Here is a 23,381-nt window from a genome sequence, read left to right as displayed (position 1 = left end):
CTTGCGCTGGTAGCTATCAAAAGAATAGTCAATGTCCACGACACCCTTTCCCTTGCTGCAGACCATCAATGACCCGGCAGACCTGCGTCGGCTCTCGCGCGCTGACCTCAAGGTGCTGGCGACCGAGTTGCGCGAGTTCGTGCTGCAGAGCGTATCGCAGACCGGTGGCCACCTCAGCTCCAACCTGGGCACGGTGGAGCTGACCGTGGCCTTGCACCATGTCTTCAACACCCCAGAAGACCGCCTGGTGTGGGACGTGGGCCACCAGACCTACCCGCACAAAATCCTGACCGGCCGCCGCGACCGCATGCATACGCTGCGCCAGCTGGGCGGCATCTCGGGCTTTCCGCAGCGTGCCGAGAGCGTCTACGACACCTTTGGCACCGCGCATTCCAGCACCAGTATCTCGGCAGCCTTGGGCATGGCACTGGCCGCCAAGCGCAAGGGCGACAACCGCCATGCGGTGGCCATCATTGGTGATGGCGCGATGAGTGCCGGCATGGCCTTCGAGGCGCTCAACAACGCGGGCGTGGCCGACTGCAACCTGCTGGTGGTGCTGAACGACAACGACATGAGCATCAGCCCCCCCGTGGGCGCTCTCAACCGCTACCTTGCGCAGCTGATGAGCGGGCAGTTTTATGCCGCCGCCAAGAACGTGGGCAAAACCGTGCTGCGCCCTGTGCCGCCCCTGCTCGAATTTGCTAAGCGCTTCGAGCAGCAGGCCAAGGGCATGGTGGTGCCCGCCACGCTGTTCGAGAAATTCGGCTTCAACTACATCGGCCCCATCGACGGGCACGACCTCGATTCGCTGATCCCTACGCTGGAGAATATCAAGAGCCTGAAGGGTCCGCAGTTCCTGCACGTGGTCACCAAGAAGGGGCAGGGCTACAAGCTGGCCGAGGCCGACCCCGTGGCCTACCACGGCCCCGGCAAGTTCGACCCCAGCGTGGGCCTGACCAAGCCTGCCACGCCCCCCAAGCAGACGTTCACCCAGGTGTTCGGCCAGTGGTTGTGCGACATGGCGGCCCAAGACCCGCGCCTGGTGGGCATCACCCCGGCCATGCGCGAGGGCTCGGGCATGGTCGAGTTTGAAAAGCGCTTTCCCGACCGCTACTACGACGTGGGCATTGCCGAGCAGCATGCCGTCACATTTGCCGCAGGCATGGCCTGCGAGGGCGTGAAGCCTGTGGTGGCCATCTACTCCACCTTCTTGCAACGCGGTTACGACCAGTTGATTCACGACGTGGCCTTGCAGAACCTGCCCGTGGTGTTTGCGCTGGACCGTGCGGGCTTGGTGGGCGCTGACGGTGCCACGCACGCAGGTGCTTACGACATCCCGTTTGTGCGCTGCATTCCGAACATGAGCATGGCTTGTCCCGCCGACGAGCGCGAGTGCCGACAGTTGCTCAGCAGTGCGTTTGAGCAGGACCACCCCGTGGCCGTGCGCTACCCGCGCGGCAGCGGCGCAGGTGTGGCGCCGCTTGCAGCGCTTGACGGCCTGCCGTTCGGCAAGGGCGAGATCCGCCGTGAGCGCAAGGGCGAGGCCGACGGCAAGGCGCCCCGCATTGCCATCCTGGCATTTGGCACCTTGCTGTACCCCGCGCTCGAAGTGGGCGAGGCGATCGATGCCACCGTGGTCAACATGCGCTGGGCCAAGCCCATCGACGAAGCCTTGCTGCGCGAAGTGGCGGAGCGTCATGATGCGCTTGTGACGGTGGAAGAGGGCGCCATCATGGGGGGGGCGGGCAGTGCAGTGACCGAGGCGCTCAACGCCATGGGCATCGTGCGCCCCGTGCTGCAGCTGGGGCTGCCCGATGTCTTCATCGAGCATGGCGACCCGGCCAAGTTGCTGGCTTTGCAGGGGCTGGATGCGGCAGGTATTCGCGCATCGATTGCCGCCCGGTTTTTGCCTGGCAACGCGGGCTGAACGGAGGCGGGCGGCGGGCAGCCGTCGTGCTGGCCGTGGGTGCCGTGAGGTCTTTCGCACTGCTGTCGCGCAGATGCTTGCAGAACCCTGAAGGTGTGTGTTGAGGCCGGAATTTCGCGGGAAAACCCGCAAAAGTCCTGGGGGTCATGTTCCTACAATGGTCCCGGCTGAAACATGTCCTTGGTGGGCCGTGCACAACGCGTGCGCGCCAAGTTTTGCAATCAATATATCGGAGAGAACCTCATGGATCGTCGTTCAATCATCAAGCACGCTGGCATCGCCGGTGTGCTGGCTGCAGGCGCTGCGCCCGCCGTCCACGCCCAGGCTGCCATTCGCTGGCGTCTGGCCTCCAGCTTCCCCAAGTCGCTGGACACCATCTATGGCGGCGCTGATGTGTTCTCCAAGGCCGTCAAGGCCATGTCGGGTGGCAAGTTTGAAATCTCCGTGCACGCTGGTGGCGAGCTGATGCCTCCCTTCGGCGTGGTGGACGGCGTGCAGCAAGGCACCGTGGAAATGGCACACACCGTGCCTTACTACTTCTACGGCAAGAACCCCGCTTTCGCGCTGGGCTCTGCAGTGCCTTTCGGCTTCAATGCCCGCCAGATGAACGCCTGGATGCTGCATGGCAATGGCCGCAAGCTCATGAACGAGTTCTACGGCGGCTTCAATATGATCAGCTTTGCAGGTGGTAACACCGGCACGCAGATGGGTGGCTGGTTCCGCAAGGAAATCAAGTCGCCTGCCGACTTCAAGGGCATGAAGATGCGCCTGGGCGGCGGTCTGATCGGTGAAGTGATGCAGAAGCTGGGTGCAGTGCCCCAGAGCATCCCTGGCGGCGAAATTTACCAAGCCCTCGAAAAGGGCACGCTGGACGCTGCCGAGTGGGTGGGTCCTTACGACGACCAGAAGCTGGGCTTCAACAAGGTCGCTCCGTTCTACTACTACCCCGGCTGGTGGGAAGGTGGTCCTGAAGTGGACTTCTTCGTCAACCAGAAGGCTTTTGACGGCCTGTCGGCTGAGAACAAGGCCATCATCGAAGCTGCTACCAACGTGGCCCACGTGGACATGCTGGCCAAGTACGACGCGCTGAACCCCACGGCCCTGAAGCAGCTCGTGGCTGCCAAGACCAAGGTGCTGCCTTTCTCGCAAGCCGTGATGGACGCTTCGTTCAAGGCATCGATGGAAGTGTTCGCCGAGAACGACGCCAAGAGCCCCGAGTGGAAGAAGATCTACGCCGACATGCGTGCCTTCCAGCGCGACCAGATCCTCTGGTTCCGCTTTGCCGAAGCCCGCTACGACACCTTCATGTCCGCACAGAAGATCTGATGGCCCTGCTGCGGCGCAAGCCGCAGGGCATTTCGATCAGAAAACCCGCCTGGTTCGCTTGGCGGGTTTTTTTGCGCCTGGTGGTATGGGGTGGGTGCTCGGTCCCGAGGTGCTTTGGTGCAGAAGATGCTGCTGGGCTGCAGGACGATGTTCGGTTGGCTGGAGCTCAAGGTATCGCGCGTGTTGCTGTGATCGGCATGTTTGCGCGATCCCGCGGTGTACACGCTTTGATGTGACGCCATGGGTGGTGGTTTAGGACATCCGCTTCCCGTTGTGTGCGGGTCGGTCTGGCGCCCTCGGTAGACGCTTGCCAGCGGGTTCAGTGGTCCGCAGAAGGAAACACCTCAAGACGCCGCGGCCTGTGGGCTGTGGGACCAGGTCGAGCATGGTGTTTGCGTACCTTGGTTGGGTTGGGTGCCGAGCCGTCCGGTCGTGGCCCTGTTTTGGGCCACGCGTTGCGCGGGACAAGCCCATGAAAAAAGCCCCGGCAGACGCTATCTGCCGGGGCTTCTTTTGTCTCCAGGGCTGGTCAACAGCCCTGGGGGTTCATCCGATCACTTCTTCTCGTTGGCCATCGAGTCTTGCAGGGCCTTGAGCGGGTCGTCTGCAGCAGGGGCTGCAGCGTCGCCAGGGGCCGCGCTGGCACCTTCCATGCCTGCGGTGGGGTCGGTGGCCTCGGGGGCTCCGGCCGCGTCGGGCATGGTGGCTTCCATTTCCATGCGGACCTTGTCCAGGTCGTAGACCTCGGCCTTGTCCAGGCCGCTGGAGACGATGCCAGGGAAGGCGATGATCAGGCCCACCATCATCAGCTGGATGACCAGGAACGGAATCGCACCCCAGTAGATCTGCGGTGTCGTCACCGGCGCAATCATCTTCTTGGTGACCTTGTCGAGGTACTCCTTCGCCGGGGCTACGCTGCGCAGGTAGAACAGCGCGAAGCCGAACGGTGGGTGCATGAACGAGGTCTGCATGTTCACGGCCAGCAGCACACCGAACCAGATCAGGTCGATGCCCAGCTTGTTGGCCACCGGGGCCAGCAGGGGCACCACGATGAAGGACAGCTCAAAGAAGTCCAGGAAGAACGCCAGGAAGAACACCATGATGTTCACAACGATCAGGAAGCCCAACTGGCCACCGGGCAGGCCGGTCAGCAGGTGTTCCACCCACAGCGGGCCGTCCACGCCCTGGAAGGTCAGGCCGAACATGGTCGCGCCCACCAGAATAAATACCACAAAACACGACAGCTTGGTGGTGGTGGTGACTGCCTGCTTGAGCAGCGAGATGCTCAGGCGACCACGGATGATGGCCATGATGCCTGCGCCCAGCGCGCCCATGGCGCCGCCTTCGGTGGGAGTTGCAACGCCCAGGAAGATGGTGCCCAGCACCAGGAAAATCAGCAGCAGCGGGGGGATCAGCACGAACGTCACGCGTTCCGCCGCCTTGGAGAGCAGGCCCAGGCGGGTGATCTTGTTGACGCTGGCGACCACGAAGGCCAGGGCCACGCCAAAGCACATGGCCACGACGATGGTTTCGTCCAGCGCCACGCGTTCCACCGTCTCGCCCGACCACCAGGTGTGCAGGGCGGCCATGTTCTTAGCCACATACATCGAGGCGGCCACGCAGATGCCGGTCAGCACCAGCAGGGAGGTCACACCGCTCTTGCCGTTTTCGTCGCGCAGCGTACGGGCTTCGGGTGGGATGGCAGGCACCCACTGGGGCTTGAAGATTGCCAGCAGAATGACGTAGCCTGCATAGAAACCGGTGAGCATCAGGCCGGGCAGGAAGGCGCCCTTGTACATGTCGCCCACGCTGCGACCCATCTGGTCGGCAATGATGATCAGCACCAGCGACGGCGGAATGATCTGTGCCAGCGTTCCGGACGCAGCAATCACGCCCGCAGCCAGCCGGCGGTCATAGCCATAGCGCAGCATGATGGGCAGCGAGATCAGGCCCATCGAGATCACCGATGCGGCCACCACGCCCGTGGTGGCTGCCAGCAGCGCGCCCACGAAGATCACGGCCAGAGCCAGGCCACCGCGGATGGGGCCGAACAGCTGACCAATGGTGTCCAGCAGGTCTTCCGCCATCCCGCTTCGCTCCAATATGAGCCCCATCAGCGTGAAGAACGGAATGGCCAGCAGGGTGTCGTTCTGCATGATGCCGAAGATGCGCAGCGGCACGGCTTGCAGCAGGGCTTCGGGCAGCACGTTGAGTTCGATGCCGATGAAGGCGAAGAACAGTCCGCAGGCGCCCAGGCTGAATGCGACGGGGAAGCCGACCAGCAAGAAGCAGATGAGCCCCGCGAACATGATCGGGGCGAGGTTGTGGGCAATAAATTCCATGGTGTGTGCTCCGCTCAGTGGGCCTCGGCCTTGTTCTTGCCATTGCCCTTGGCCGCTTCGGCCAGGTTGCGGATGGATTCAGCCAGTTCTTCCTCGGCCGTCTTTTCGACCTTCTTGACCGTCGGATCTTCGATCAGGCCTTGCAGGAAGCCCAGGCGCTTGATGAGTTCAGAGATGCCTTGCAGCCACAGCAGCGTGAAGCCCAGGGGCATCATCAGGTACACGGGCCAGCGGATCAGGCCGCCTGCGTTGTTGGACATTTCGCCCGACGCCAGGGCGCGCGTGAAGAACGGAACCCCGTACCAGAGCACGGCCAGGCACATGGGCGTGAGGAAGACGATGTAGCCGAACACGTCGATCCAGATCTGCGTGCGCTTGGAAAAGCGGCTCGAGATCACGTCCACCTTCACATGCTCGCCCTGCAGCAGCGTGTAGCCAGCTGCCAGCAGGAACGATGCAGCGAACAGGTACCACTGCACTTCCAGAAAGGCGTTGGAACTGATGTTGAACGCCTTGCGCACCACGGCGTTCACACCGCTGATGACCGTGGAGGCCAGGATCAGCCAGACCACGTACTTGCCGACCTGGGTGTTAAGCCAGTCGATCCCTCTTGATAACTTCAATAGAGCCTGCATGGTGTCTCCAATAAAAAGGCTGTGTGTGCGAGATGCCCGGCCCCCGCGCGGGTGGGCGCTGGGGCTGGGCATGCTGTGACGACGGCGCGATTCTACGGAGCACTGTAGGCGGAGTCTGACAGCAGCGTGACGGTGTTATCCCGCAGCGGCTGCTTATTCTTTAGCTATCAAAACTGCAGCAATTAGGGTTTCTTCTTAGGCGCTGAGGCGCGCTTTTTCCGCGCAAATTGCCACCACGGCAGCACGGTGCTCATGGCCAGCACCTCGCCGCAGTGCCAGGCGCTGTAGCCCGGCAGCGTGGCCATGTGCGCCAGCCACTCGGGGGTTTGCAGCAGGTTGCGCAGTGCCAGCGTGGCAGGCTGGTCCAGGCTGTCTTTCAGGCACGCCAGGTGGTAGCGCTCGTGCACCAGGGGGACAAAGTCCAGCCCGCGCGCACGGGCCGCCAGCTCGATGCCCATGCCCACATCGGCCGCCCCTGCGGCCACGGCTTGGGCAATGGCGGTGTGGGAGGGTTCGTTGAGGGCGTAGCCCACGATGCTTTCTGGGTCCATGCCGGCCTGGGCCAGCAGGTCATCCAGCAGCACCCGCGTGCCCGAGCCCAGCGGGCGGTTGATGAAGCGGGCACCGGTGCGGGCCACATCGGCCAGGCTGTGCAGGCCCAGCGGGTTGCCGGGCGCCACCATGAGCCCCTGGGTGCGCTGCGCAAAGCCAATGATCTTGTGCAGCCCGGGCTGCAGCAGCGGCTGGTAGGTGCGCGCCGTGAGCGACTGCGCAGCCGCATCGGCCACGGTGTGAAAACCCGCCAGGGTGCAGCGCCCCTCGTTCAGCGCACGGATGGCGTCCACGCTGCCAGTGAACCGGATGTCGAGGTGCAGTGCGCCCACATCGGTCTGCGTAGCGGCATGGGCGCGCAGCGCCGCCAGCGCATCGTCATGGCTGGCATAGAGAGTGAGCACGTGGGCATTGGGGTCGAAGGCCACGGCAAATGCGCGCTCCAGGTCGGCGTGCAGCGCGGCAATCTGCGGCGCCAGGCGCGCCTGGGCCTGGCGTTCGGCCCACAGCAGCTTGCTACCGAACTCGCTGAGCTGCGCCGACTGGCCCTTGCCCCAAATGATCAATTCGCCGCCCAGCTGGTCTTCCCAGCGCTTGAGAGCACCCCAGACATGGCGGTAGGACAGGTCCAGTGCGCGCGCGGCGCCTGAGATGGAGCCGCGCTCGGCCACGGCCTGCAGCAGCTCGGGCAGCGGGTTGCGGATGAGCGCAGTGCCCGCGTCCCGGCTGAGTGTGTAATGAAGTTGGACCCTATGCACGGGAGTTCATATCGCTGGATATTGGATGGGTGCCTACGATAGCCCAAACCGATCCCCTGGCCCATGTCCACCCTTACCGAAAGCGCGACCACAGCGCTTGAACTCACCCTCTCGTCCGACCCCGTCCTCTGGACCATCGTGGGCCGCTCCTTGTCCGTCAGCGCCACCGCCTGTGTGATGGCCTGCGGGGTGGGCCTGGTGCTGGGCGCGTGGTTGGGCGTCGCGCGCTTCGCGGGCCGTGGCGCCGTGCTGGCCGTGCTCAACACCTTGCTGGCTGTGCCGTCGGTGGTGGTGGGGCTGGTGGTGTACCTGGTGCTGTCGCGCAGCGGGCCGCTGGGCTCGCTGGGCTGGCTGTTCAGCTTCAAGGCCATGGTGCTGGCGCAGGCCATTCTTGTGCTGCCGGTGGTCACCGCGCTCACGCGCCAGACGGTGGAAGACGCCGAGCGCGCCCATGGCGAGCAGTTGCGCTCCATGGGCGCGGGCCCGCTGCTGCGCAGCCTGCTGCTGGCCTGGGACGAGCGCTATGCGCTGCTCACGGTGCTGCTGGCATCGTTTGGCAGGGCGATCTCCGAGGTGGGCGCGGTGATGATCGTGGGCGGCAACATCGACGGCTTCACGCGGGTGATGACCACCGCCATCGCGCTGGAGACCAGCAAGGGCGATTTGCCGCTGGCGCTGGCGCTGGGCATGATCCTGCTGGCTGTGGTGCTGGCGCTGAATGTGCTGATTGCGTTGCTGCGGCGCTGGCGCGAGCGGGTGGATGGCTCGGCCTCCAGTACGCCGGTGGGAGTAGCCGCATGAGCGGGCCCGTGCCAAACCCCTGGGTGGATCTGCGCCAGGTGACTGTGCGTTACGGCCGTGTGCAGGCGCTCGACCAAGTCACGCTGCGCATTGCGCCTGGCGAGCGCGTGGCGCTGGTGGGCGCCAACGGCAGTGGCAAGAGCACCCTGTTGCGCGTGCTGCACGGTCTGGCCGACACGCATGGGGGCGGTCTGCAGTGCGATGCATCGCTGCGCCAGGCCATGCTGTTCCAGCGCCCGCACATGCTGCGCACCAGCGCCCAGAACAACGTGGCGCTGGCCCTGTGGCTGCGTGGTACCCGCTGGCGCGATGCGCGCCCACTGGCCCTGACGGCCTTGCAGCGGGTGGGCCTGCAGGGTATCGCGGCGCAGAACGCACGCACCCTGTCGGGCGGCCAGCAGCAGCGGGTGGCGCTGGCCCGCGCGTGGGCCCTTCGGCCCGACGTGCTGCTGCTGGACGAGCCCACCGCCAGCCTCGACCCCCATGCCAAGCGCGAGGTCGAGGCCCTGATGGCCGACTTTGCGGCCAGCCATGGCGCTGCCGGTCCGGCGCACCCCGTGACCATGGTGTTCAGCAGCCACAACCTGGGGCAGGTCAAGCGCCTGGCCAGCCGCGTCATCTACATGGAGCACGGCCGCCTGGTGGCGGACTTGCCGGTGCACGATTTTTTCAACGGCCCCTTGCCGGAGGCCGCCCGTTTGTTTGTCAAAGGAGAGCTGGTATGACGAGTTTTAGGTCTTTTCGCGCGGTAGCGCTAGTGTCCAAAGCGGTGACAGCTATCGTTTTGGTAGCGTCTGGTTCCGCGTTCGCGCAGAGCATCACCATGGCGTCCACCACCTCCACCGAGCAGTCGGGCCTGTTTGGCTACCTGCTGCCCGAGTTCAAGAAGGCCAGCGGCCTCGACATCAAGGTGGTGGCGCTGGGCACCGGCCAGGCGCTCGACATGGCACGCCGGGGTGACGCCGACGTGCTGTTTGTGCACGACCAGGTGGCCGAAGAAAAGTTTGTGGCCGATGGCTGGGGCGTGAAGCGCTACCCCGTGATGTACAACGACTTCATCCTCATCGGCCCCAAGAACGACCCGGCGGGCACCAAAGGCAAGGACATCGTGCAGGCGCTGCAGAAGCTGGCCGCCACCAACGGCAACTTCATCTCTCGCGGTGACAAGAGCGGCACCCACGCGGCCGAACTGCGCTACTGGAAGCTGGCCGGTGCCGAGGCCGCAAATACATCAAAAGGCAGCGGCTACAAGGAATGCGGCTGCGGCATGGGGCCCGCGCTGAATATTGCGGCATCGAGCGGCGCCTACGTGCTGGCCGACAGGGGCACCTGGCTCAACTTCAAGAACCGCGCGGACCTGGCCATCCTGGTCGAGGGCGACACCAAGCTCTTCAACCAGTACGGCGTGATGGTCGTGAACCCCGCCAAGCACCCGCATGTGAAGTCGCAGGACGCGCAGAAGTTTGTGGACTGGGTGGTGTCGCCCGTTGGCCAGCAAGCCATTGCGGGCTACAAGATCGGCGGCGAACAACTGTTCTTCCCCAACGCCACGCAGTGAGCGGACGCGATGACACACCGTTCCGTGTTGGCGGTGGCTGCAACCGCCGTGTGGGCCCTGGCCGGTTGTTCTGCGGGCCCTGCCAAGGTACCCATGGCTGATACAGCCCCCGTGCAGGTGTATGCCGCTGGCAGCCTGCGCGAGGCGTTCACCGAGATCGCGCGCGACCACGAGGCCCGCACAGGCCAGAAAGTGGCGCTGACCTTCGGCGCCTCGGGCCTGCTGCGCGAGCGCATCGAAAAGGGTGAGCCCGCACAGGTCTTTGCCTCGGCCGACACCGACCACCCGCAGCGCCTGGTGGCCCGGGGTGGCTGGCAGGCGCCCGTGGTGTTCACGCGCAATGCGCTGTGTGCGCTGACCAGCGAGCAGATCAGTGCCACCCCCGACACCTTGCTGGCCACCTTGCTGCGCAGCGATGTGCGCGTGGGCACGTCCACGCCCAAGGCCGACCCGTCGGGCGACTACGCCTGGGCGCTGTTCCGCCGAGCCGACAAGGTTCAGCCGGGTGCCTACGCCCAGCTGGACGCCAAGGCCATGAAGCTTACGGGCGGCGCGGACTCGCCCAAGCCGCCTGCGGGTCGGGGCACCTACGCCTGGGTGATGGACCAGCGCCAGGCCGATGTGTTTCTGACCTACTGCACCAACGCCGTGGCCGCCCAGGCCGAGTTGCCGCGCCTGCGCGTGGTCCAGCTACCGGCCGCGCTGCAAGTAGGCGCGGCCTACGGCCTGACCGTGCGTGCCGACGCGCCTGCTGCAGCGCAGGCGTTTGCCAGTGCACTGAGCCAACCGCCTGCCCAGGCGGTGTTGCAACGCCTGGGGTTTGGGCAGCCCTGAGCACGGACTGCGGTCTGGCTGTGAGTGTGTGCGCACGCCGCGTCTGCCTGCCTAGTGGGGCGGCGCGGCGTGTGTCGTTTAGAACTGCTGCCTGCTGCGCTCAGTCGTCATCACGGTGATGGCTGCTGCGCCAGATGGCGCGTACCAGCCACAGGCCACACACCACCGCGCCGAAGAACCCCAGGAAGCCAAACGCGGGCAGGCCGAACAGCGTAGGCCCGCCCTTCACGGTCATCACGATGGACGAGCCGATGATCAGCGCCGCAATCACCAGCGCCATCGCCAGCCGGTTGGCAGACCGGTCGATCTGGTCGCCCACACGCTTGAGGTGCGCCAGCTCGATGCCCACCTGCAAGTGCCCGCGCCGCGCGTTGCGCAGCAGCCGTCCGATGTCGTCCGGCAACTGCTCCACGGTGGCCAGCGCGCGCCGCAAGGTGCTCCAGGCGCGCCCGGCCAACACCTTGGGCTCGTAGCGCGCGCGCACCACCTGCTTGAGCAATGGCAGGGCTTCGGTCGCCATGTGAAAGTCTGGGTCCAGGTTGCGGCCCATGCCTTCGAGCGAGATGAAGGCCTTGATCAGCAGCGCGAGGTCGGACGGCAGCCCCAGGTGGTGTTCACGCAGGATGGCCGTCACGTCGGCCAGCATCTGCCCCAGGCTCAGCTGCGCCAGGGGAACGCCGTGATACTGGTCCACAAAGGCCTCGATCTCGGTCTCCAGCTGGCCCAGGTTCAGGCCCTGCGCGTCGCCCGTCCAGTCCAGCAGCACGTCGGCCACGGCCTGGGGCTGGTGCTCGACCAGGCCCAACAGCAGCTGCAGCAGCTCGTCGCGCCGGCGCTGCGACAGGCGGCCCACCATGCCGAAGTCAATGAAAGCAATGCGGTTGCCCGGCAGGTAAAACACATTGCCTGGGTGCGGATCGGCGTGAAAGACGCCGTCCTTCACGATCATCTGCAGCACCGCCTGCGCGCCCCGCTGCGCCAGCACCGTGCGGTCAAAGCCGGCCTCGGGTGTCAGCGCGGCCAGGGCGCCACCGGGCGTGCCGTCGATGAAGTCCTGCACATTGATGCGTTCGCGGGTGTAGGCCCAGTGCACGCGTGGGATCACGATGTGGGGCAGCACGGCCATGTTGGTGGCAATGCGCTCGGCCTGGCGGCATTCGCCCGCCAGGTCCAGCTCGCGGCGCAGCGAGCGGGCGAACTCGCGCACCAGTTGCTGGGGCCGGTAGGGCTTGAGCGCGGGCAGCTCGGCCTCGGCCAGCGCAGCCAGGCGCTGCAGCAGGCGCAGGTCGGCCTGGATGGTGTCGGCAATGCCGGGGCGGCGGATCTTGACGATGACCTCGCTGCCGTCCTGCAGACGGGCGTGGTGCACCTGAGCAATCGATGCGGCGGCCAGCGGCGTGGTGTCGAACCAGGCAAAAACGGCTTCGGGCTCGGCACCCAGGTCTTCGCGCAGTTGCGGGCGCAAGGCGTCGATGGGCAAAGCGGGCACGTTGCTGTGCAGCTTCTCGAACTCGGCAATCCATTCAGGGCCAAACAGGTCGGCCCGCCCCGCGAGGATCTGGCCAAACTTGACGAACGCGGGGCCCAGCTCTTCGAGGGCCAGCCGCACCTGCACCGGCGGCTCCACGCGGGCCAGGTCGGCTGCGTGGGTCCAGTTCAGCGCCTGGCCGGCGCGCTCCAAGCGGTCGGTCAGGCCCAGGCGGCGTACTGTGTCGCCAAACCCGTGGCGCACCATCACGCCCAGGATTTCCTTCAGGCGCCCCAGGTCGCGGGCAGTGTCGAGGGTCTCGATCAGCATGGGGCGATGATAGGTTCAGAAGGTCAGGGCGGGTTTGTTCACCATCAGGTAGAACACCACGGCCATGGCCACAAAGGCCGGGTAGCCCAGCGCCTCCCACCAGCGGGCGTAGCGCCAGTACAGGGGCGGCAGCATGCCGTCGCCTTGAGCGGCCTGCGCTGCCTCTGCAGTCTCGATTGCCATGTCCCGCATGCGTAGCTGCAGCCACACCACGGGCAGCCAGCAGGCACCGGCCACCAGGTACAGCGCCATCGACACCGCGAGCCACGGCGTGCTCCAGGGCAGGCCCGCCATGGCTGCCATGGCCAGCCCCGTGGCGGGCTGGAGGAACACCGTGGGTGTGGTGAACCACCAGTCCGCCCGTACCACCAGGCGCGTGACCACCGCCTGCGCCTGCACATTGCCGCTGCGGTTGGTAAAGAACATGTAGAACGCCGATCCCAGCCCGGTGCCCACCAGCAGCACGCTGGAGATGATGTGCAGCCATTTGAGGGTGAGGTACAGGCTCATGGCTTTTGCTGTGAGGTGGCCTCGTCTTGCAGTAGCACCCATAGGATGGCGGCAATCGGCAGGTTTTTGGTCAACGGCCCGAAGGGGTGCAGCCACCAGGCGGGTTGTATGGCCGTGGCCAGCAGTGTCATGGCCAGCATCATCAGCAAAGCAGCGCCATACGCTTTGCGGCCCGGGCGGAGCGCTAGCCACAGCCCCAGCACCGCGTCGGCCGCCGCCCCGGCCAGGATGATGGCAGTGGGCAGCCATGGGGCATGGCCCTCGGCCCACGCGGTGGGCAGGCCCGCCAGCAACTCGCGGCTTTGGCCGTGCAGCTCCCACACGCTGACCACGGCGGTGGCCAGCCAGACTACCACGAGGCTGGCACGCAGCAGGCGAGCTGACGCGTGGTTCATGGGCGGGCCTTCTGCGCTGCGGATTTCGCGACGCTCTGCGTCTGTTGCCAGTCTGCAATGTCCGCAGCACGGACCGCCAGGAACTGCGCCAGGCGCTGGAACCGCTGGCGCGTCTTGCGGACAAAGACCCAGTCCACCACAGGCTCCATGACCGCCCGCAAGGCTGCTGGGCCGACTTGAAAGGTGTAGGTGTAGATCAGCAGGGATTGGTGGGGGCCCTGCTCCTGGTGGCGCATGGAGGCGGCCCACTGGGTGAAGGGAAACGACTGGCCCACCATGGCCGCAGCCGCGACCACAGGGCGGTCATAGCTGACGAACTGCGTGCGCATGGACAGCGCCCGCAATGCACCGGCGCCCAGGTTCTCGGTGGTGGCGCCCACACTGGGGCAGGGCGCACCGCTTTCCACGCTGGTGCGGCGCACCAGCGAATCCCACTGGCACCGCCACTCGTGGTAGTGGAAGGCATCGAACACAACGTCGGCCCGCGCTGGCATGGGGAAGGTCAATTTCCGGTGGGTCATGGGCTCATTCCTCCACCACATCCGTCACCATGCCCCACTTCGCAAACTCGGGGGCAAAGGCCTCTAGGGGCAGCAGGCCGGTGCTGGTGTGCGCCCCGGTGGGCAGCGGCTGCCCGGCTGCGAGCTGGCGGGCCAGCAGGATGGCGGCCATGCAGGGGATTTCGGGGCCGTGGTCGTTATCGGCCGCAATGTGCCATGCGCGGCGCCGGGGCTGGCCTTGTGCTTCGGCACCCGCCACACGCACCACCATGCCGCCCAGCGGCGTGCCCAGAAAGTCCAGCGCGCCGCCCGCGTGGTGCATCAGCCAGGCCAGCTTTTCGGGGTGGGGCAGTACGCCCCAGCGGCGCAGCGTTGCCAGGGTGGCGAAGGCTCTTTGCGCCAGGCCGACCTCCAGGGCCGCGCGGAAGGTGACGCGGTCGCGGGCCCGATAGTGGGCGGGGAAGATTTCCAGGTCCGGGATGTCGCAGACCGCCCCCAGGCGAGGGCGCAGTCGCTGAAACTGGACGGGGCGGGGCCGCGCCCAGCCGCTGTGCGGCTGCCAACGGCCACCGTCCCACACGTCAATGGGCAGACCGCAGTAGCTCAGCACCGCCGCCAGCGTGGCCTGGCCCCGGGGTGCCCGTTGCGCAGGGGCAATGCAGATGTCGATGCTGTCAATGCGCTGCCAGCCTGCGCACAGGTGGTCGATGACGGCGGAGGACAGCGCGGGCACCGTGCTGGCACCCGCGATGGCTGTGCGCCCGGCGGCCGTGAATGCAGCCTGCATGGCGGCGGGAAAGTCGCACACAAACCGGCGGCCGTCGGCCAGGTCGATGTAGTGCGCGCCCGCCTCGGCCGCCGCCTGGGCCACGTTGTAGGCCTGTGCCTGAAAAGGGCCTGCCGTATGGATGACCAGACCCACACCCCACTCGCGCAAGGTGGCGACCAGGCCGGGCGCCTGGTGGTCCAGCGCCACGCCCTGGGCACCGTGGCCCAACGTCGTGGCCAGGGCCTTCGCTTGCAATGCATCCCGGCCCGCCACCAGCAGGGCCATGTGGTGGCGTGTGGCCTCATCGCTCACCAGCGCGCGGCAGATGCGCGCCCCAAAGTTGCCGTAGCCGCCCAGGACCAGGGTTTTGAATGCAGCCATGGCGGTCATGCGCCCGAGGCCCAGTGCATGCTGGGCTGCGTGGGCACAAAGGAGGTATCGCTGCCCCTGCCACTGCCCGGCGTGTGCAGCAGGGCCTGAAGGGCGGCACGCTGCGACTGCAGTTGCGTGCGGTGCCAGGTGGGTACGTCAGGCGCTGCAATGGGGCGGCTGAACAGGTAGCCCTGGATGTGGTGCAGTCCGGCGGCGGCCAGGGCCCGCAGCTCCTCCGGCGTCTCTACCCCCTCGACCACCACCGACAGGCCCAGGTCCCGCGCCAGTGCGCTGATGTGCCGCAGCAGCTTCTGGCGGCGGCGGTCCTGCGGCAACTGGCGCACGAACAGGCGGTCACACTTGATGCCCGCAATGGGGAGCTCCGCCAGCATGCCCAGCGACGAATAACCGGCGCCAAAGTCGTCCATCAGCACGGCCACGCCCAGGGCGCTCAGCGTGCTGATGGCCGCCACCATCTGGGGGCCCAGCGCAATGACGGCATGCTCGGTCATTTCGAGCTTCAGGGTGCGCGGGGGCAGGCCGCGCTGGGCCAGCTGCAGGCCCAGCCAGGGCGCAAAGCTTTCGTGCATCAGCGTGACCGGTGCCACATTGACGCTGATGGCCACTGCATCCAGCCCCTGCGCCCGCCAGTTGCACAGATGGTCGAGCGCATTGCACACAATCATGCGGTCCACCTCCGCCGTCTTGCCCTGCAGCTCGCACACCAGCAAGAAGGTTTCGGGGTTGATGCGGCCCAGTGTGGTGTCGGTCAGGCGCAGCAGTGCCTCCAGCTGCACCCCGCTGCGCTGGGTGTGGATGATGGGCTGGAAATGCAGGGCCAGGTTGTCGGGGTGCAGCAGCCGGTCCAGGTGGTCGGCAATCAGCGACTGCTGAATGTCGCTGTGGGCGTTGTGGGCCAGTGCCGAGGTGCGCATCATCGACAGCCCGCGCCGCAGCAGCTGCTGGCGCCCCGCGTCCGAACGCAGGTTGCTCAGATGCTCCATGGCCACCGCCAGCGCAAACACCAGCATCACAACCAGCAAGGCAGCTCCATCGGACGCCGCATCGTGGTTGCCCTGGTGCATGGGAAAGGTATTGACCAACAGCCAGTGCAGTACCAGGATCGCGCCGCCGCACAGCAGCTTGTCTGCCCAGTTCTGGGCGCGGTAGCGAGGGCTGAGCACACTGAGCTTGGCGGCGCGATGGCGGATGGCGCAATAGCACGAAATGCCGGTGGCAATGCCCAGCGACAGCACGGTGGCCAGCAGGTTGATCTGCCCAAAACTCTGCACATGGCTGCTGGTGATGGTGAAGTGCCCGGCCAGCGTGCCCACCGCCAGCCACAGGCTGGCCAGTGCAATGCGGCGTTTGCTGGCACCGGTGCTGAGGGTGGGGATGGTGAGCCGCGCACTTACCACCATGATGACCAGGCCGCTGAGCGCGGGCACCAGCTCCAGCACGTGGTGCGACAGCTCGTTGTAGAGGAACAGGCCCACCACATCCAGCGCCCACACGATGGAGCCAATGCACAGCGATGCGTGGGATGCGCTGATGCGGCGGCTGGACGGGTCCACCGAATACGCGGTGTGCTCCACCAACTGCTGGCACACGTGCACGACCAGTGCTGCAAACACCCAGAACAGCAGGCTCTGCAGCAGTGGCGGAAACCCCACCACAAACACCTGCATGGCGCCCTGCCAGATTGAAACCATATCGTCCACGTGCTCCCGCCCTTTTTTGTACGCGGGTCATCATACGACCGTGGAGCGGAGCCAAAACGTAACGGCCTGTGGCGGGTACGCGCTCTTGGGCACTTGGCGACCATCTGTGGCAAGAGTGGTTTTCCAATACGTGTTTGGAAGCCTCTTTTAATAATTCAACAATCGTTGTATTATCGATCAATGCAAGAAACCGATGTTGTCCGAGCCCTCGCAGCCTTGGCCCAGGAGGTCCGCCTGCGGGTCTTTCGTGCGCTGGTGGTGGCGGGCCCTGCGGGGTTGACCCCCGGCGACTTGGCCGCCCAGCTGGAGGTGGCGCCCAACACCCTGTCCTTTCACCTCAAGGAGCTGTCGCACGCAGGGCTCATCAGCCAGGAGCGACAGGGCCGCAACCTCATCTACCGCGCCGCGTTCGACACCATGAATGCGCTGCTGGCCTACCTCACCGAAAACTGCTGCGAAGGCCAGGCCTGTACCCCTGACGGCGCAGCTGCTTCCTGCCATTGCTGACCGTTCCTCACCGTTGCCCCAAGGAGAACCCCATGAAACGCTTCCACGCCCATGTGCATGTCGATGATCTGGCCCAAAGCATCGCCTTCTATTCCAAGCTGTTTGCTGCCGCCCCCGCGCGGGTGGAGGCGGACTATGCCAAGTGGATGCTGGAGGACCCGCGCGTCAACTTCGCGATCTCCACGCGCGGCGCCAAGCCAGGCCTGGACCACTTTGGCATGCAGACCGACGACGCTCAGGAGCTGGCCGAACTGAAGGCGCGTGCCGAGGCCGCCGACATGGCCTTGCTCGACGAGGGCAACACCACCTGCTGCTACGCCCGCAGCGAAAAGCACTGGGTGACCGACCCGCAGGGCATTGCCTGGGAGCACTTTCACACCCTGGGCGACATCCCCGTCTTCAACGAAGCCACACCGTCTTCATCTGCGGGCGCCTGCTGCGCGCCAGCGGCGGTGGCAGCCCCTGCACCTGCGGCCCCTCGGGCGGCGTGCTGCGGCCCGGCCACTGCCACAACCGCCAAAACCAGCTGCTGCTGAGAGCGCCGCATGACCGCTTTGAACGTTCTTTTTCTTTGCACCCACAACTCGGCCCGCAGCATCCTGGCCGAGGCCTTGCTCAACGACATGACACCGGGCCGGTTTAACGCGTACTCGGCGGGCAGCAGCCCGCGCGACAACCAGCAACCCAACCCGCTGGGCCTGGAAGTGCTGCGCGGCGCTGGCATCTCGACCGAAGGCCTGCGCAGCAAAAGCTGGGACGAGTTTGCCGCCCCGGGCGCACCCGTGATGGACCTCATCATCACCGTCTGCGACGACGCGGCGGGCGAGGTCTGCCCCATCTGGCCCGGCCACCCGGCCACGGCCCACTGGGGTTACGCCGACCCGTCCGCAGGGGAGGGCTCGGACGATGAAAAGCGCGAGGCTTTCCGCAAGACCTTGCACGCTATCCACCAGCGGCTGGAGCTGCTCATCAACCTGCCTGCCGACAAGCTCGAAAAGACCCTGTTGCAGCACACCGCGCGCGAGCTGTCGCGTGCCGCAGCCACGCCATGACGGCGCGGTGCGGACCGGCCGGCGCGCCAGTGCCGGCCCCCATGAGCGTGTTCGAGCGCTACCTCACCGTGTGGGTGTTGCTGTGCATCGTGGTGGGCATTGCGCTGGGGCAGTTCTTGCCGTCGGTGTTCCAGGCCGTCGGCCGCATGGAGATCGCCCAGGTCAACCTGCCCGTGGGCCTGCTGATCTGGGTGATGGTGATCCCCATGCTGGTGAAGGTGGACTTCAGCGCGTTGGGCGAAGTGCGCAAGCATGCCCGGGGCATTGGCGTGACGCTGGTGGTGAACTGGCTGGTCAAGCCGTTTTCGATGGCGCTGCTGGGCTGGCTATTCATCCGCCACTGGTTCGCGCCCTACCTGCCAGCCGACCAACTGGACAGCTACATCGCAGGCCTCATCCTGCTGGCAGCGGCCCCCTGCACGGCCATGGTGTTCGTGTGGAGCCGCCTCACCGGCGGCGACCCGCTGTTCACGCTGTCGCAGGTGGCACTGAACGACAGCATCATGGTGGTCGCGTTTGCGCCGCTGGTGGCGTTCTTGCTGGGCATCTCGGCCATCACCGTGCCGTGGGACACCTTGCTGACTTCGGTGGTGCTCTACATCGTGATCCCGGTCGTGCTGGCCCAGTGGCTGCGCCGGTCGTTGCTGGCCCAGGGGCAGGCGGTGTTCGATGCCGTCATGGCGCGCATGGGGCCCTGGTCCATCGCCGCATTGCTGGCCACGCTGGTGCTGCTGTTTGCGTTCCAGGGCCAGGCCATCCTGCAGCAGCCGCTGGTGATTGCGCTGCTGGCCGTACCCATCCTGATCCAGGTGTTTTTCAACGCGGGGCTGGCCTACTGGCTCAACCGCGCAGTGGGGGAAAAGCACAGCGTGGCCTGTCCATCGGCACTGATCGGCGCCTCCAACTTTTTCGAGCTGGCGGTGGCCGCCGCCATCAGCCTGTTCGGCTTTCACTCGGGCGCCGCGCTGGCCACCGTGGTGGGCGTGTTGATCGAGGTGCCGGTGATGCTGCTGGTGGTGTACATCGTCAACCGCAGCAAGGGGTGGTACGAGCGGGCGTGAGTAGCGCGGCGCAGCCCGCCCGCACGCTCAGCCCCTGGCCGTGAGCAGCGCCACCGCCTTGCGGGCCAGCGGCGCTGCCAGCATCACCGCCGGAAAGGCAAACAGCCACCCAGTCAGCCACGCGCCCGCCCAAAGGCTCACAAAGTCCTGCTGCGACTGCAGCGCGCGAAAGGTGGAGATGCCCGACACCAGCAGCGACATCACCCCTGACAAGATCAGGCTGAACAGCACCGGGCCATAGCGGGCGGGGATCATGCGGCCACCTCTTCGCCAGGCTGGCGTGCGGCTGCACCGCCCACACTGCCCAGGCGTTGCAGCGTCTCTGCGAAATGCTGGCCGAACATGCGGGCGGTCTTGGTGTCGCCGGGCACAAACGCATCGGCGGCCGCCCCATGGCCTGCCTGCGCCATCAGGCCCGACCAGGAGCCGAGGCGGTTGGCCGCCTCGTCGTACGGCACCCCGGCATGCTGCTCTGGCAGGATGGGGTTGCCCACCCACACCATGCCGTGCTGCATGGCGAATACCCACATCGACATCAGCGTGGACTGCTTGTCGCCTGCGGGCAGTGACGACACGGTAAAGCCCGTCGCCAGCTTGTTCTTGAGCTGTTGCGTCTTCCACAGGCGGCCTGTGGAATCCATGAAGGTCTTGAACGGCCCGGAGACCCCGCCCAGGTAGGTGGGCGAGCCCAGGATGACGCCGTCGTAGCGCAGCAGGCGGTCGGGCGCCTGCGCCAGGTCTTCGGCCCGGACCAGTTCGGCGAGCACGCCCGGCACGGTGCGGGCGCCGTCCAGCACGTGGTGGGCAATGTGCGCGGTGTGACCGTGGGCGCTGTGATAGACGATGGCAATGTGTTGCATGGTGTGGTTTCCTTGAGAGCGATTTCGGGGGAGAAGGCGCGGGACAGGTCAGCGTGAAATCAGTGCGATGACCAGCGCGGAGAGATACAGGCCCAGGCCAAACACGGTGTGGTTGGCGAGGCTGCGCAGGCAGTTCTTGAGCGGGGTGGGCGTGCGCGATGCCGCAAAGCCCGAGCCCATGGCAGGCTGCATGACCAAGAGCGGCGCCGCCACGGTGCCCATGCCCACGGCCAGCGCGGGCAGCAGGGTGGGGCTGTGAACCCACGCGGCGCCCTGCAGGGACAGCAGCACCCCGGCAAAGGCCACGCCCACGGCGTAGTGCGTGAGCCAGCCCCAGGCCAGCTCGCCGCGCACCGGAGCCGCCTTGGCGATGGCCGCGTGGGCCACCTGCCCGCGCAGCAGGTGGCCCACCCAGCGGCCGATAAAAGCGAAGTTGAGCGTGGGCACGCCCAGCCTTTTGAGCAGCAACAGCCACGCATCCATGACGGCTGTGGCGCCGATGCCCAGGAGCACGGCGAGGGGAATGTCTTGCAGTGAGAGAGTCATGAAAACACCTCGAAAAGTTGACGGAAGAAGGTTTTGAACGGAATATAGAAGTTCAAGTCAACTTGAGGTCAAGAGGTTTTTTCATGGACATTGCCGAAGTCGCCAAACGCTCCGGTCTGAGGGCGTCCACGCTGCGGTATTACGAGGAGAAGGGGCTGATCCAGTCGGTGGGGCAACCCGGCGAGCGCCGCCGGTTTGCGCCCGGCGTGATGGACCAGCTGGCGCTGATTGCGCTGGGGCAGTCGGCCGGGTTCTCGCTGGACGACATCCGGTCCATGTTCTTGCCCAGTGGCGAGCCCAACATCGACCGGCAGCTACTGTCAAGCAAGGCCGACGAGCTCGACACCATGGTCAAGCGCCTCAAGGCCATGAGCAACGGCCTGCGGCACGCGGCCGCCTGCCCGGCCGAGAGCCACGCCCAGTGCCCGTCCTTCCAGCGGCTGCTGAAAGCCGCCGCTGACGGAGCGCTGGACCGTCAGCAGCGGCGCAGCGCGCAGCCCGTGGTGGGCCTGCGCCGGCCGCGTGCCTGAGCGGCCGGAGGCGCCTCGGTTGATGGGGTGATTGAGTTGCTACTTATTTGATAGCTGCTCGGGCATATTGCACTGGCGCTATCGGCCAAAAAGGCTTGAAATGCAGCCGCCGGACGCCTGTACGGCGGTGTGGGCCGCGGCGCGGGCCTGTCACCCGCCTTTGGGGGCGCCCAGCTTGCGGTACACCGTGGCGCGGCTGATGCCCAGCGCACGCGCCGCCTCGGCCACGTTGCCGCGCGCTTCCTGCACCGCGCGGCGGATCATGGCCACTTCGGCCTCGCGCAGCGGGGCGGGCGCGGATGCAATGCCTGGCAACGCCGCCGTGTGGGTGTCGCCCACGGTGCGGGCGTGCGCAGGCAGCTGCGCCAGCGCGTGCAGCCGCAGGCCCGACCACAGCGGCAAATCCAGCGGCTCCCTGCGCTGCTGGCGGGCCGCGTCGAACAGCATGGTCCAGGGCATGGCCAGCAGGTCGCTGCAATGGGTGCGGGCGCCGGGCAGGCCGGGCGCGCGCAGGGGCTGCGGCACCAGCTGGCGGGCCATGCTGTTGGCACCCACCACGCAGCCGTCGGCGTCCAGCGTCAGCATGCCGTCGCCTTCGCCGCCCAGCGGGCAGCCCGGCCAGTTCACGCGCAGCAGCAGGGCGTGGGGCAGCTGCAGCAGCAGTGCGTCTTCCATGGCGCGGGCCGACCGGGCCACCAGGTGGCGCAGCTCGGGCCGTTCGGGCACATCCACACCCGTCAGGTCCAGCATGCCCATGCAGCGGCCCTGGGGGTCGAACAGCGGCGCCCCGGCGCAGCTGTAGCTGGCGTTGTCGTCAAAAAAATGCTCGCCCCGATGCAGCCACACGGGCTGCAGCTCCTCCAGCGCGGCGCCGATGGCGGTGGTGCCCACGGCGGCTTCGGACAGGTCAATGCCCACACGGCCGATGGCGCTGGCGCGCGGGTCGCTCCGGTCGCAATGGCCCTGCACATCGACCACGATGCCGCGTGCGTCGGTCAGCATGGCGAAGTAGCGCATGCCCGCAATGGCCCTGGTCAGCTGCTCCAACACCGGCCGGGCCGCGCGCAGCAGGTGATGGTGCTGCTCCTGGCTGTGGCGCAGCGCCGTGGCGCTGACGGCGTCAAACGCCACGCGCCGCGTGGGCTCCAGGCCCCGCGCCAGGCAGCGCTGCCAGGACCGCGCAATCCACGGTTCCACCTCGGCGCGCACGGGCGCTGCACCGTCGGACAGCAGGCTCTGGCGCGCCCGCGCAATCAGCGCGTGGCGGTCAGCAGCGGGGTGGGGCGCGGAGATCAGCATGGTGAACAGGCTCCTGGAGGTCCGCATGATGCGCCGGTGTGCAGTGCAGCATGTTTCATTTTGAGAATATCCAGCCAGGGGCCCCGGAAATCTAGGGTTGTCCCTAGGGATGGGGCGTGGGGCGCGGCAGAAGATGCGCGAGCGATGAGCGTGATCCTGATCCCCTCCGCGAGGTCGTGAGCGCGCTCCTATCCAGCCAGAACCACTCCAGGAGACAGCCAGATGCAAGTCCAGTTCACGGTCAACGGGCGCGCCGCCAGTGTTGACGTCCCTCCCAATACCCTGCTTGTCCATGCGCTGCGAGAGCACCTGATGCTCACCGGCACCCATGTGGGTTGCGACACCAGCCAGTGCGGGGCGTGTACGGTGCATGTGAACGGCCGGGCCGTCAAATCCTGCGCCATGCTGGCGGTGCAGGCGCAGGGGACCGAGGTGACGACCATCGAAGGCATGGCGTCGGCAGACGGCACCATGCACCCCATGCAGGCGGCGTTCAAGGAGTGCCATGGCCTGCAGTGCGGCTTCTGCACGCCCGGCATGGTGATGAGTGCGGTGGACCTGTGCAAGAACCATCCCAACGCCAGCGAAGGCGAGATCCGCGAGCTGCTCGAAGGCAACATCTGCCGCTGCACCGGCTACCAGAACATCGTGCGCGCAGTGCAGGTCGGCCAGAAGGCCATGGCTGGCGCCTGAGCGCGCCCGCCGTTCCCACGCCAGAACAATCCAAG

Annotated in this window: 25 protein-coding genes; 12 read left to right on the top strand and 13 right to left on the bottom strand. The window is 66.4% G+C overall.

The window, feature by feature from the left end; genetic code table 11:
* Window positions 1-31 precede the first annotated feature (31 nt).
* Window positions 32-1,927 (top strand): 1-deoxy-D-xylulose-5-phosphate synthase, encoded by a 1,896-nt coding sequence (dxs, locus tag ACT531_RS18985; protein WP_309822658.1) that lies wholly within the window; start codon window positions 32-34, stop codon window positions 1,925-1,927.
* A 243-nt stretch (window positions 1,928-2,170) separates the two neighbouring features.
* Window positions 2,171-3,253, top strand: coding sequence for a TRAP transporter substrate-binding protein (locus ACT531_RS18980; RefSeq protein WP_015015263.1), 1,083 nt, complete (start codon window positions 2,171-2,173; stop codon window positions 3,251-3,253).
* 554 nt (window positions 3,254-3,807) lie between these two features.
* Here ACT531_RS18980 and ACT531_RS18975 read toward each other — a convergent pair.
* From ACT531_RS18975 to ACT531_RS18965, 3 genes are all read right to left on the bottom strand, one after another.
* Window positions 3,808-5,595, bottom strand: coding sequence for a TRAP transporter large permease (locus tag ACT531_RS18975; RefSeq protein ID WP_476018430.1), 1,788 nt, complete (start codon window positions 5,593-5,595; stop codon window positions 3,808-3,810).
* A 14-nt stretch (window positions 5,596-5,609) separates the two neighbouring features.
* Complete coding sequence (locus ACT531_RS18970; RefSeq protein ID WP_043565607.1) at window positions 5,610-6,230, bottom strand: TRAP transporter small permease subunit; 621 nt, start codon at window positions 6,228-6,230, stop codon at window positions 5,610-5,612.
* Window positions 6,231-6,412: 182 nt separating this feature from the next.
* Window positions 6,413-7,540: a substrate-binding domain-containing protein gene (locus tag ACT531_RS18965; protein ID WP_309822662.1), complete on the bottom strand. Its 1,128-nt coding sequence runs from the start codon at window positions 7,538-7,540 to the stop codon at window positions 6,413-6,415.
* Window positions 7,541-7,603: 63 nt separating this feature from the next.
* Here ACT531_RS18965 and ACT531_RS18960 point away from each other — a divergent pair, with 63 nt between their 5' ends.
* The 4 genes from ACT531_RS18960 to ACT531_RS18945 are packed head-to-tail and all read left to right on the top strand — an operon-like array spanning window position 7,604 to window position 10,733.
* On the top strand, window positions 7,604-8,341 hold the full coding sequence (locus tag ACT531_RS18960; RefSeq protein WP_295939538.1) for an ABC transporter permease: 738 nt from the start codon (window positions 7,604-7,606) through the stop codon (window positions 8,339-8,341).
* Window positions 8,342-8,349: 8 nt separating this feature from the next.
* Entirely contained in the window at window positions 8,350-9,066 is a 717-nt protein-coding gene (locus ACT531_RS18955) for an ABC transporter ATP-binding protein (protein WP_476018429.1), read from the top strand.
* On the top strand, window positions 9,063-9,899 hold the full coding sequence (locus tag ACT531_RS18950) for an ABC transporter substrate-binding protein (protein WP_309822664.1): 837 nt from the start codon (window positions 9,063-9,065) through the stop codon (window positions 9,897-9,899). The genes ACT531_RS18955 and ACT531_RS18950 overlap by 4 nt, the downstream gene beginning before the upstream one ends.
* A gap of 9 nt (window positions 9,900-9,908) precedes the next feature.
* On the top strand, window positions 9,909-10,733 hold the full coding sequence (locus ACT531_RS18945) for a molybdate ABC transporter substrate-binding protein (protein WP_476018428.1): 825 nt from the start codon (window positions 9,909-9,911) through the stop codon (window positions 10,731-10,733).
* Window positions 10,734-10,833: 100 nt separating this feature from the next.
* Here the strand turns inward: ACT531_RS18945 and ACT531_RS18940 are convergent, their stop codons facing one another.
* Genes ACT531_RS18940 through ACT531_RS18915 form a run of 6 tightly spaced genes read right to left on the bottom strand, consistent with a single transcriptional unit; the run spans window position 10,834 to window position 16,789 of the window.
* Window positions 10,834-12,531, bottom strand: coding sequence for an ABC1 kinase family protein (locus ACT531_RS18940; RefSeq protein WP_476018427.1), 1,698 nt, complete (start codon window positions 12,529-12,531; stop codon window positions 10,834-10,836).
* A gap of 15 nt (window positions 12,532-12,546) precedes the next feature.
* Window positions 12,547-13,041 carry a DUF2269 family protein gene (locus ACT531_RS18935; protein WP_476018426.1) on the bottom strand — a complete coding sequence of 165 codons (495 nt, stop codon included), beginning with the start codon at window positions 13,039-13,041 and terminating at the stop codon, window positions 12,547-12,549.
* Window positions 13,038-13,436 carry a DoxX-like family protein gene (locus ACT531_RS18930; RefSeq protein ID WP_476018425.1) on the bottom strand — a complete coding sequence of 133 codons (399 nt, stop codon included), beginning with the start codon at window positions 13,434-13,436 and terminating at the stop codon, window positions 13,038-13,040. Before ACT531_RS18930 ends, ACT531_RS18935 begins: the two co-directional genes overlap by 4 nt.
* On the bottom strand, window positions 13,433-13,957 hold the full coding sequence (locus ACT531_RS18925) for an SRPBCC family protein (RefSeq protein ID WP_476018424.1): 525 nt from the start codon (window positions 13,955-13,957) through the stop codon (window positions 13,433-13,435). Before ACT531_RS18925 ends, ACT531_RS18930 begins: the two co-directional genes overlap by 4 nt.
* Window positions 13,958-13,961: 4 nt before the next feature.
* Window positions 13,962-15,086: a saccharopine dehydrogenase NADP-binding domain-containing protein gene (locus ACT531_RS18920; protein ID WP_476018423.1), complete on the bottom strand. Its 1,125-nt coding sequence runs from the start codon at window positions 15,084-15,086 to the stop codon at window positions 13,962-13,964.
* Window positions 15,087-15,091: 5 nt separating this feature from the next.
* On the bottom strand, window positions 15,092-16,789 hold the full coding sequence (locus tag ACT531_RS18915) for an EAL domain-containing protein (protein ID WP_476018422.1): 1,698 nt from the start codon (window positions 16,787-16,789) through the stop codon (window positions 15,092-15,094).
* A 189-nt stretch (window positions 16,790-16,978) separates the two neighbouring features.
* Here ACT531_RS18915 and ACT531_RS18910 point away from each other — a divergent pair, with 189 nt between their 5' ends.
* From ACT531_RS18910 to arsB, 4 genes are read left to right on the top strand one after another with little or no spacing between them, the layout of a single operon-like run.
* Window positions 16,979-17,305 (top strand): ArsR/SmtB family transcription factor, encoded by a 327-nt coding sequence (locus ACT531_RS18910; RefSeq protein ID WP_060985705.1) that lies wholly within the window; start codon window positions 16,979-16,981, stop codon window positions 17,303-17,305.
* A 32-nt stretch (window positions 17,306-17,337) separates the two neighbouring features.
* Window positions 17,338-17,841 (top strand): ArsI/CadI family heavy metal resistance metalloenzyme, encoded by a 504-nt coding sequence (locus tag ACT531_RS18905; RefSeq protein WP_146869528.1) that lies wholly within the window; start codon window positions 17,338-17,340, stop codon window positions 17,839-17,841.
* 9 nt (window positions 17,842-17,850) lie between these two features.
* A complete protein-coding gene (locus tag ACT531_RS18900) occupies window positions 17,851-18,357 on the top strand; it encodes an arsenate reductase ArsC (protein WP_476018421.1) in 507 nt (168 codons plus the stop codon).
* Window positions 18,358-18,398: 41 nt separating this feature from the next.
* Window positions 18,399-19,418, top strand: coding sequence for an ACR3 family arsenite efflux transporter (gene arsB / locus ACT531_RS18895; protein WP_476018420.1), 1,020 nt, complete (start codon window positions 18,399-18,401; stop codon window positions 19,416-19,418).
* Between the two features lie 27 nt (window positions 19,419-19,445).
* On the opposite strand, the gene ACT531_RS18890 is transcribed toward arsB, so the two are convergent.
* Genes ACT531_RS18890 through ACT531_RS18880 form a run of 3 tightly spaced genes read right to left on the bottom strand, consistent with a single transcriptional unit; the run spans window position 19,446 to window position 20,824 of the window.
* Complete coding sequence (locus ACT531_RS18890) at window positions 19,446-19,673, bottom strand: DUF2798 domain-containing protein (RefSeq protein WP_476018419.1); 228 nt, start codon at window positions 19,671-19,673, stop codon at window positions 19,446-19,448.
* The gene (locus ACT531_RS18885; protein ID WP_476018418.1) at window positions 19,670-20,278 is read right to left on the bottom strand and encodes a flavodoxin family protein; all 609 of its coding nucleotides are present in this window, start codon (window positions 20,276-20,278) and stop codon (window positions 19,670-19,672) included. The genes ACT531_RS18890 and ACT531_RS18885 overlap by 4 nt, the downstream gene beginning before the upstream one ends.
* A gap of 48 nt (window positions 20,279-20,326) precedes the next feature.
* A complete protein-coding gene (locus ACT531_RS18880; RefSeq protein ID WP_203422244.1) occupies window positions 20,327-20,824 on the bottom strand; it encodes a DUF2938 domain-containing protein in 498 nt (165 codons plus the stop codon).
* Window positions 20,825-20,907: 83 nt separating this feature from the next.
* Between ACT531_RS18880 and ACT531_RS18875 the strand changes: the two genes are divergently transcribed.
* On the top strand, window positions 20,908-21,354 hold the full coding sequence (locus tag ACT531_RS18875) for a helix-turn-helix domain-containing protein (protein ID WP_476018417.1): 447 nt from the start codon (window positions 20,908-20,910) through the stop codon (window positions 21,352-21,354).
* A 150-nt stretch (window positions 21,355-21,504) separates the two neighbouring features.
* Here the strand turns inward: ACT531_RS18875 and ACT531_RS18870 are convergent, their stop codons facing one another.
* The gene (locus ACT531_RS18870; protein WP_476018416.1) at window positions 21,505-22,653 is read right to left on the bottom strand and encodes a helix-turn-helix domain-containing protein; all 1,149 of its coding nucleotides are present in this window, start codon (window positions 22,651-22,653) and stop codon (window positions 21,505-21,507) included.
* Window positions 22,654-22,875: 222 nt separating this feature from the next.
* On the opposite strand from ACT531_RS18870, the gene ACT531_RS18865 reads away from it, so the two are divergent.
* Entirely contained in the window at window positions 22,876-23,346 is a 471-nt protein-coding gene (locus ACT531_RS18865; protein ID WP_476018415.1) for a (2Fe-2S)-binding protein, read from the top strand.
* Window positions 23,347-23,381 lie beyond the last annotated feature (35 nt).

This window comes from Acidovorax sp. DMC1 (assembly GCF_056314325.1).
This window is presented reverse-complemented; position numbering and strand designations above follow the sequence as displayed.

Bases quoted from the DNA above. Each gene is read 5' to 3' on its own strand.
- ACT531_RS18880 (WP_203422244.1), bottom strand. From the start codon at position 20,824: ATGACTCTCTCACTGCAAGACATTCCCCTCGCCGTGCTCCTGGGCATC.
- ACT531_RS18865 (WP_476018415.1), top strand. From the start codon at position 22,876: ATGCAAGTCCAGTTCACGGTCAACGGGCGCGCCGCCAGTGTTGACGTC.
- dxs (WP_309822658.1), top strand. From the start codon at position 32: ATGTCCACGACACCCTTTCCCTTGCTGCAGACCATCAATGACCCGGCA.
- ACT531_RS18885 (WP_476018418.1), bottom strand. From the start codon at position 20,278: ATGCAACACATTGCCATCGTCTATCACAGCGCCCACGGTCACACCGCG.
- ACT531_RS18900 (WP_476018421.1), top strand. From the start codon at position 17,851: ATGACCGCTTTGAACGTTCTTTTTCTTTGCACCCACAACTCGGCCCGC.
- ACT531_RS18875 (WP_476018417.1), top strand. From the start codon at position 20,908: ATGGACATTGCCGAAGTCGCCAAACGCTCCGGTCTGAGGGCGTCCACG.
- ACT531_RS18920 (WP_476018423.1), bottom strand. From the start codon at position 15,086: ATGGCTGCATTCAAAACCCTGGTCCTGGGCGGCTACGGCAACTTTGGG.
- ACT531_RS18950 (WP_309822664.1), top strand. From the start codon at position 9,063: ATGACGAGTTTTAGGTCTTTTCGCGCGGTAGCGCTAGTGTCCAAAGCG.
- ACT531_RS18910 (WP_060985705.1), top strand. From the start codon at position 16,979: ATGCAAGAAACCGATGTTGTCCGAGCCCTCGCAGCCTTGGCCCAGGAG.
- ACT531_RS18890 (WP_476018419.1), bottom strand. From the start codon at position 19,673: ATGATCCCCGCCCGCTATGGCCCGGTGCTGTTCAGCCTGATCTTGTCA.
- ACT531_RS18930 (WP_476018425.1), bottom strand. From the start codon at position 13,436: ATGAACCACGCGTCAGCTCGCCTGCTGCGTGCCAGCCTCGTGGTAGTC.
- ACT531_RS18980 (WP_015015263.1), top strand. From the start codon at position 2,171: ATGGATCGTCGTTCAATCATCAAGCACGCTGGCATCGCCGGTGTGCTG.
- ACT531_RS18970 (WP_043565607.1), bottom strand. From the start codon at position 6,230: ATGCAGGCTCTATTGAAGTTATCAAGAGGGATCGACTGGCTTAACACC.
- ACT531_RS18870 (WP_476018416.1), bottom strand. From the start codon at position 22,653: ATGCTGATCTCCGCGCCCCACCCCGCTGCTGACCGCCACGCGCTGATT.
- arsB (WP_476018420.1), top strand. From the start codon at position 18,399: ATGAGCGTGTTCGAGCGCTACCTCACCGTGTGGGTGTTGCTGTGCATC.
- ACT531_RS18935 (WP_476018426.1), bottom strand. From the start codon at position 13,041: ATGAGCCTGTACCTCACCCTCAAATGGCTGCACATCATCTCCAGCGTG.
- ACT531_RS18940 (WP_476018427.1), bottom strand. From the start codon at position 12,531: ATGCTGATCGAGACCCTCGACACTGCCCGCGACCTGGGGCGCCTGAAG.
- ACT531_RS18925 (WP_476018424.1), bottom strand. From the start codon at position 13,957: ATGACCCACCGGAAATTGACCTTCCCCATGCCAGCGCGGGCCGACGTT.
- ACT531_RS18905 (WP_146869528.1), top strand. From the start codon at position 17,338: ATGAAACGCTTCCACGCCCATGTGCATGTCGATGATCTGGCCCAAAGC.
- ACT531_RS18915 (WP_476018422.1), bottom strand. From the start codon at position 16,789: ATGGTTTCAATCTGGCAGGGCGCCATGCAGGTGTTTGTGGTGGGGTTT.
- ACT531_RS18945 (WP_476018428.1), top strand. From the start codon at position 9,909: ATGACACACCGTTCCGTGTTGGCGGTGGCTGCAACCGCCGTGTGGGCC.
- ACT531_RS18960 (WP_295939538.1), top strand. From the start codon at position 7,604: ATGTCCACCCTTACCGAAAGCGCGACCACAGCGCTTGAACTCACCCTC.
- ACT531_RS18975 (WP_476018430.1), bottom strand. From the start codon at position 5,595: ATGGAATTTATTGCCCACAACCTCGCCCCGATCATGTTCGCGGGGCTC.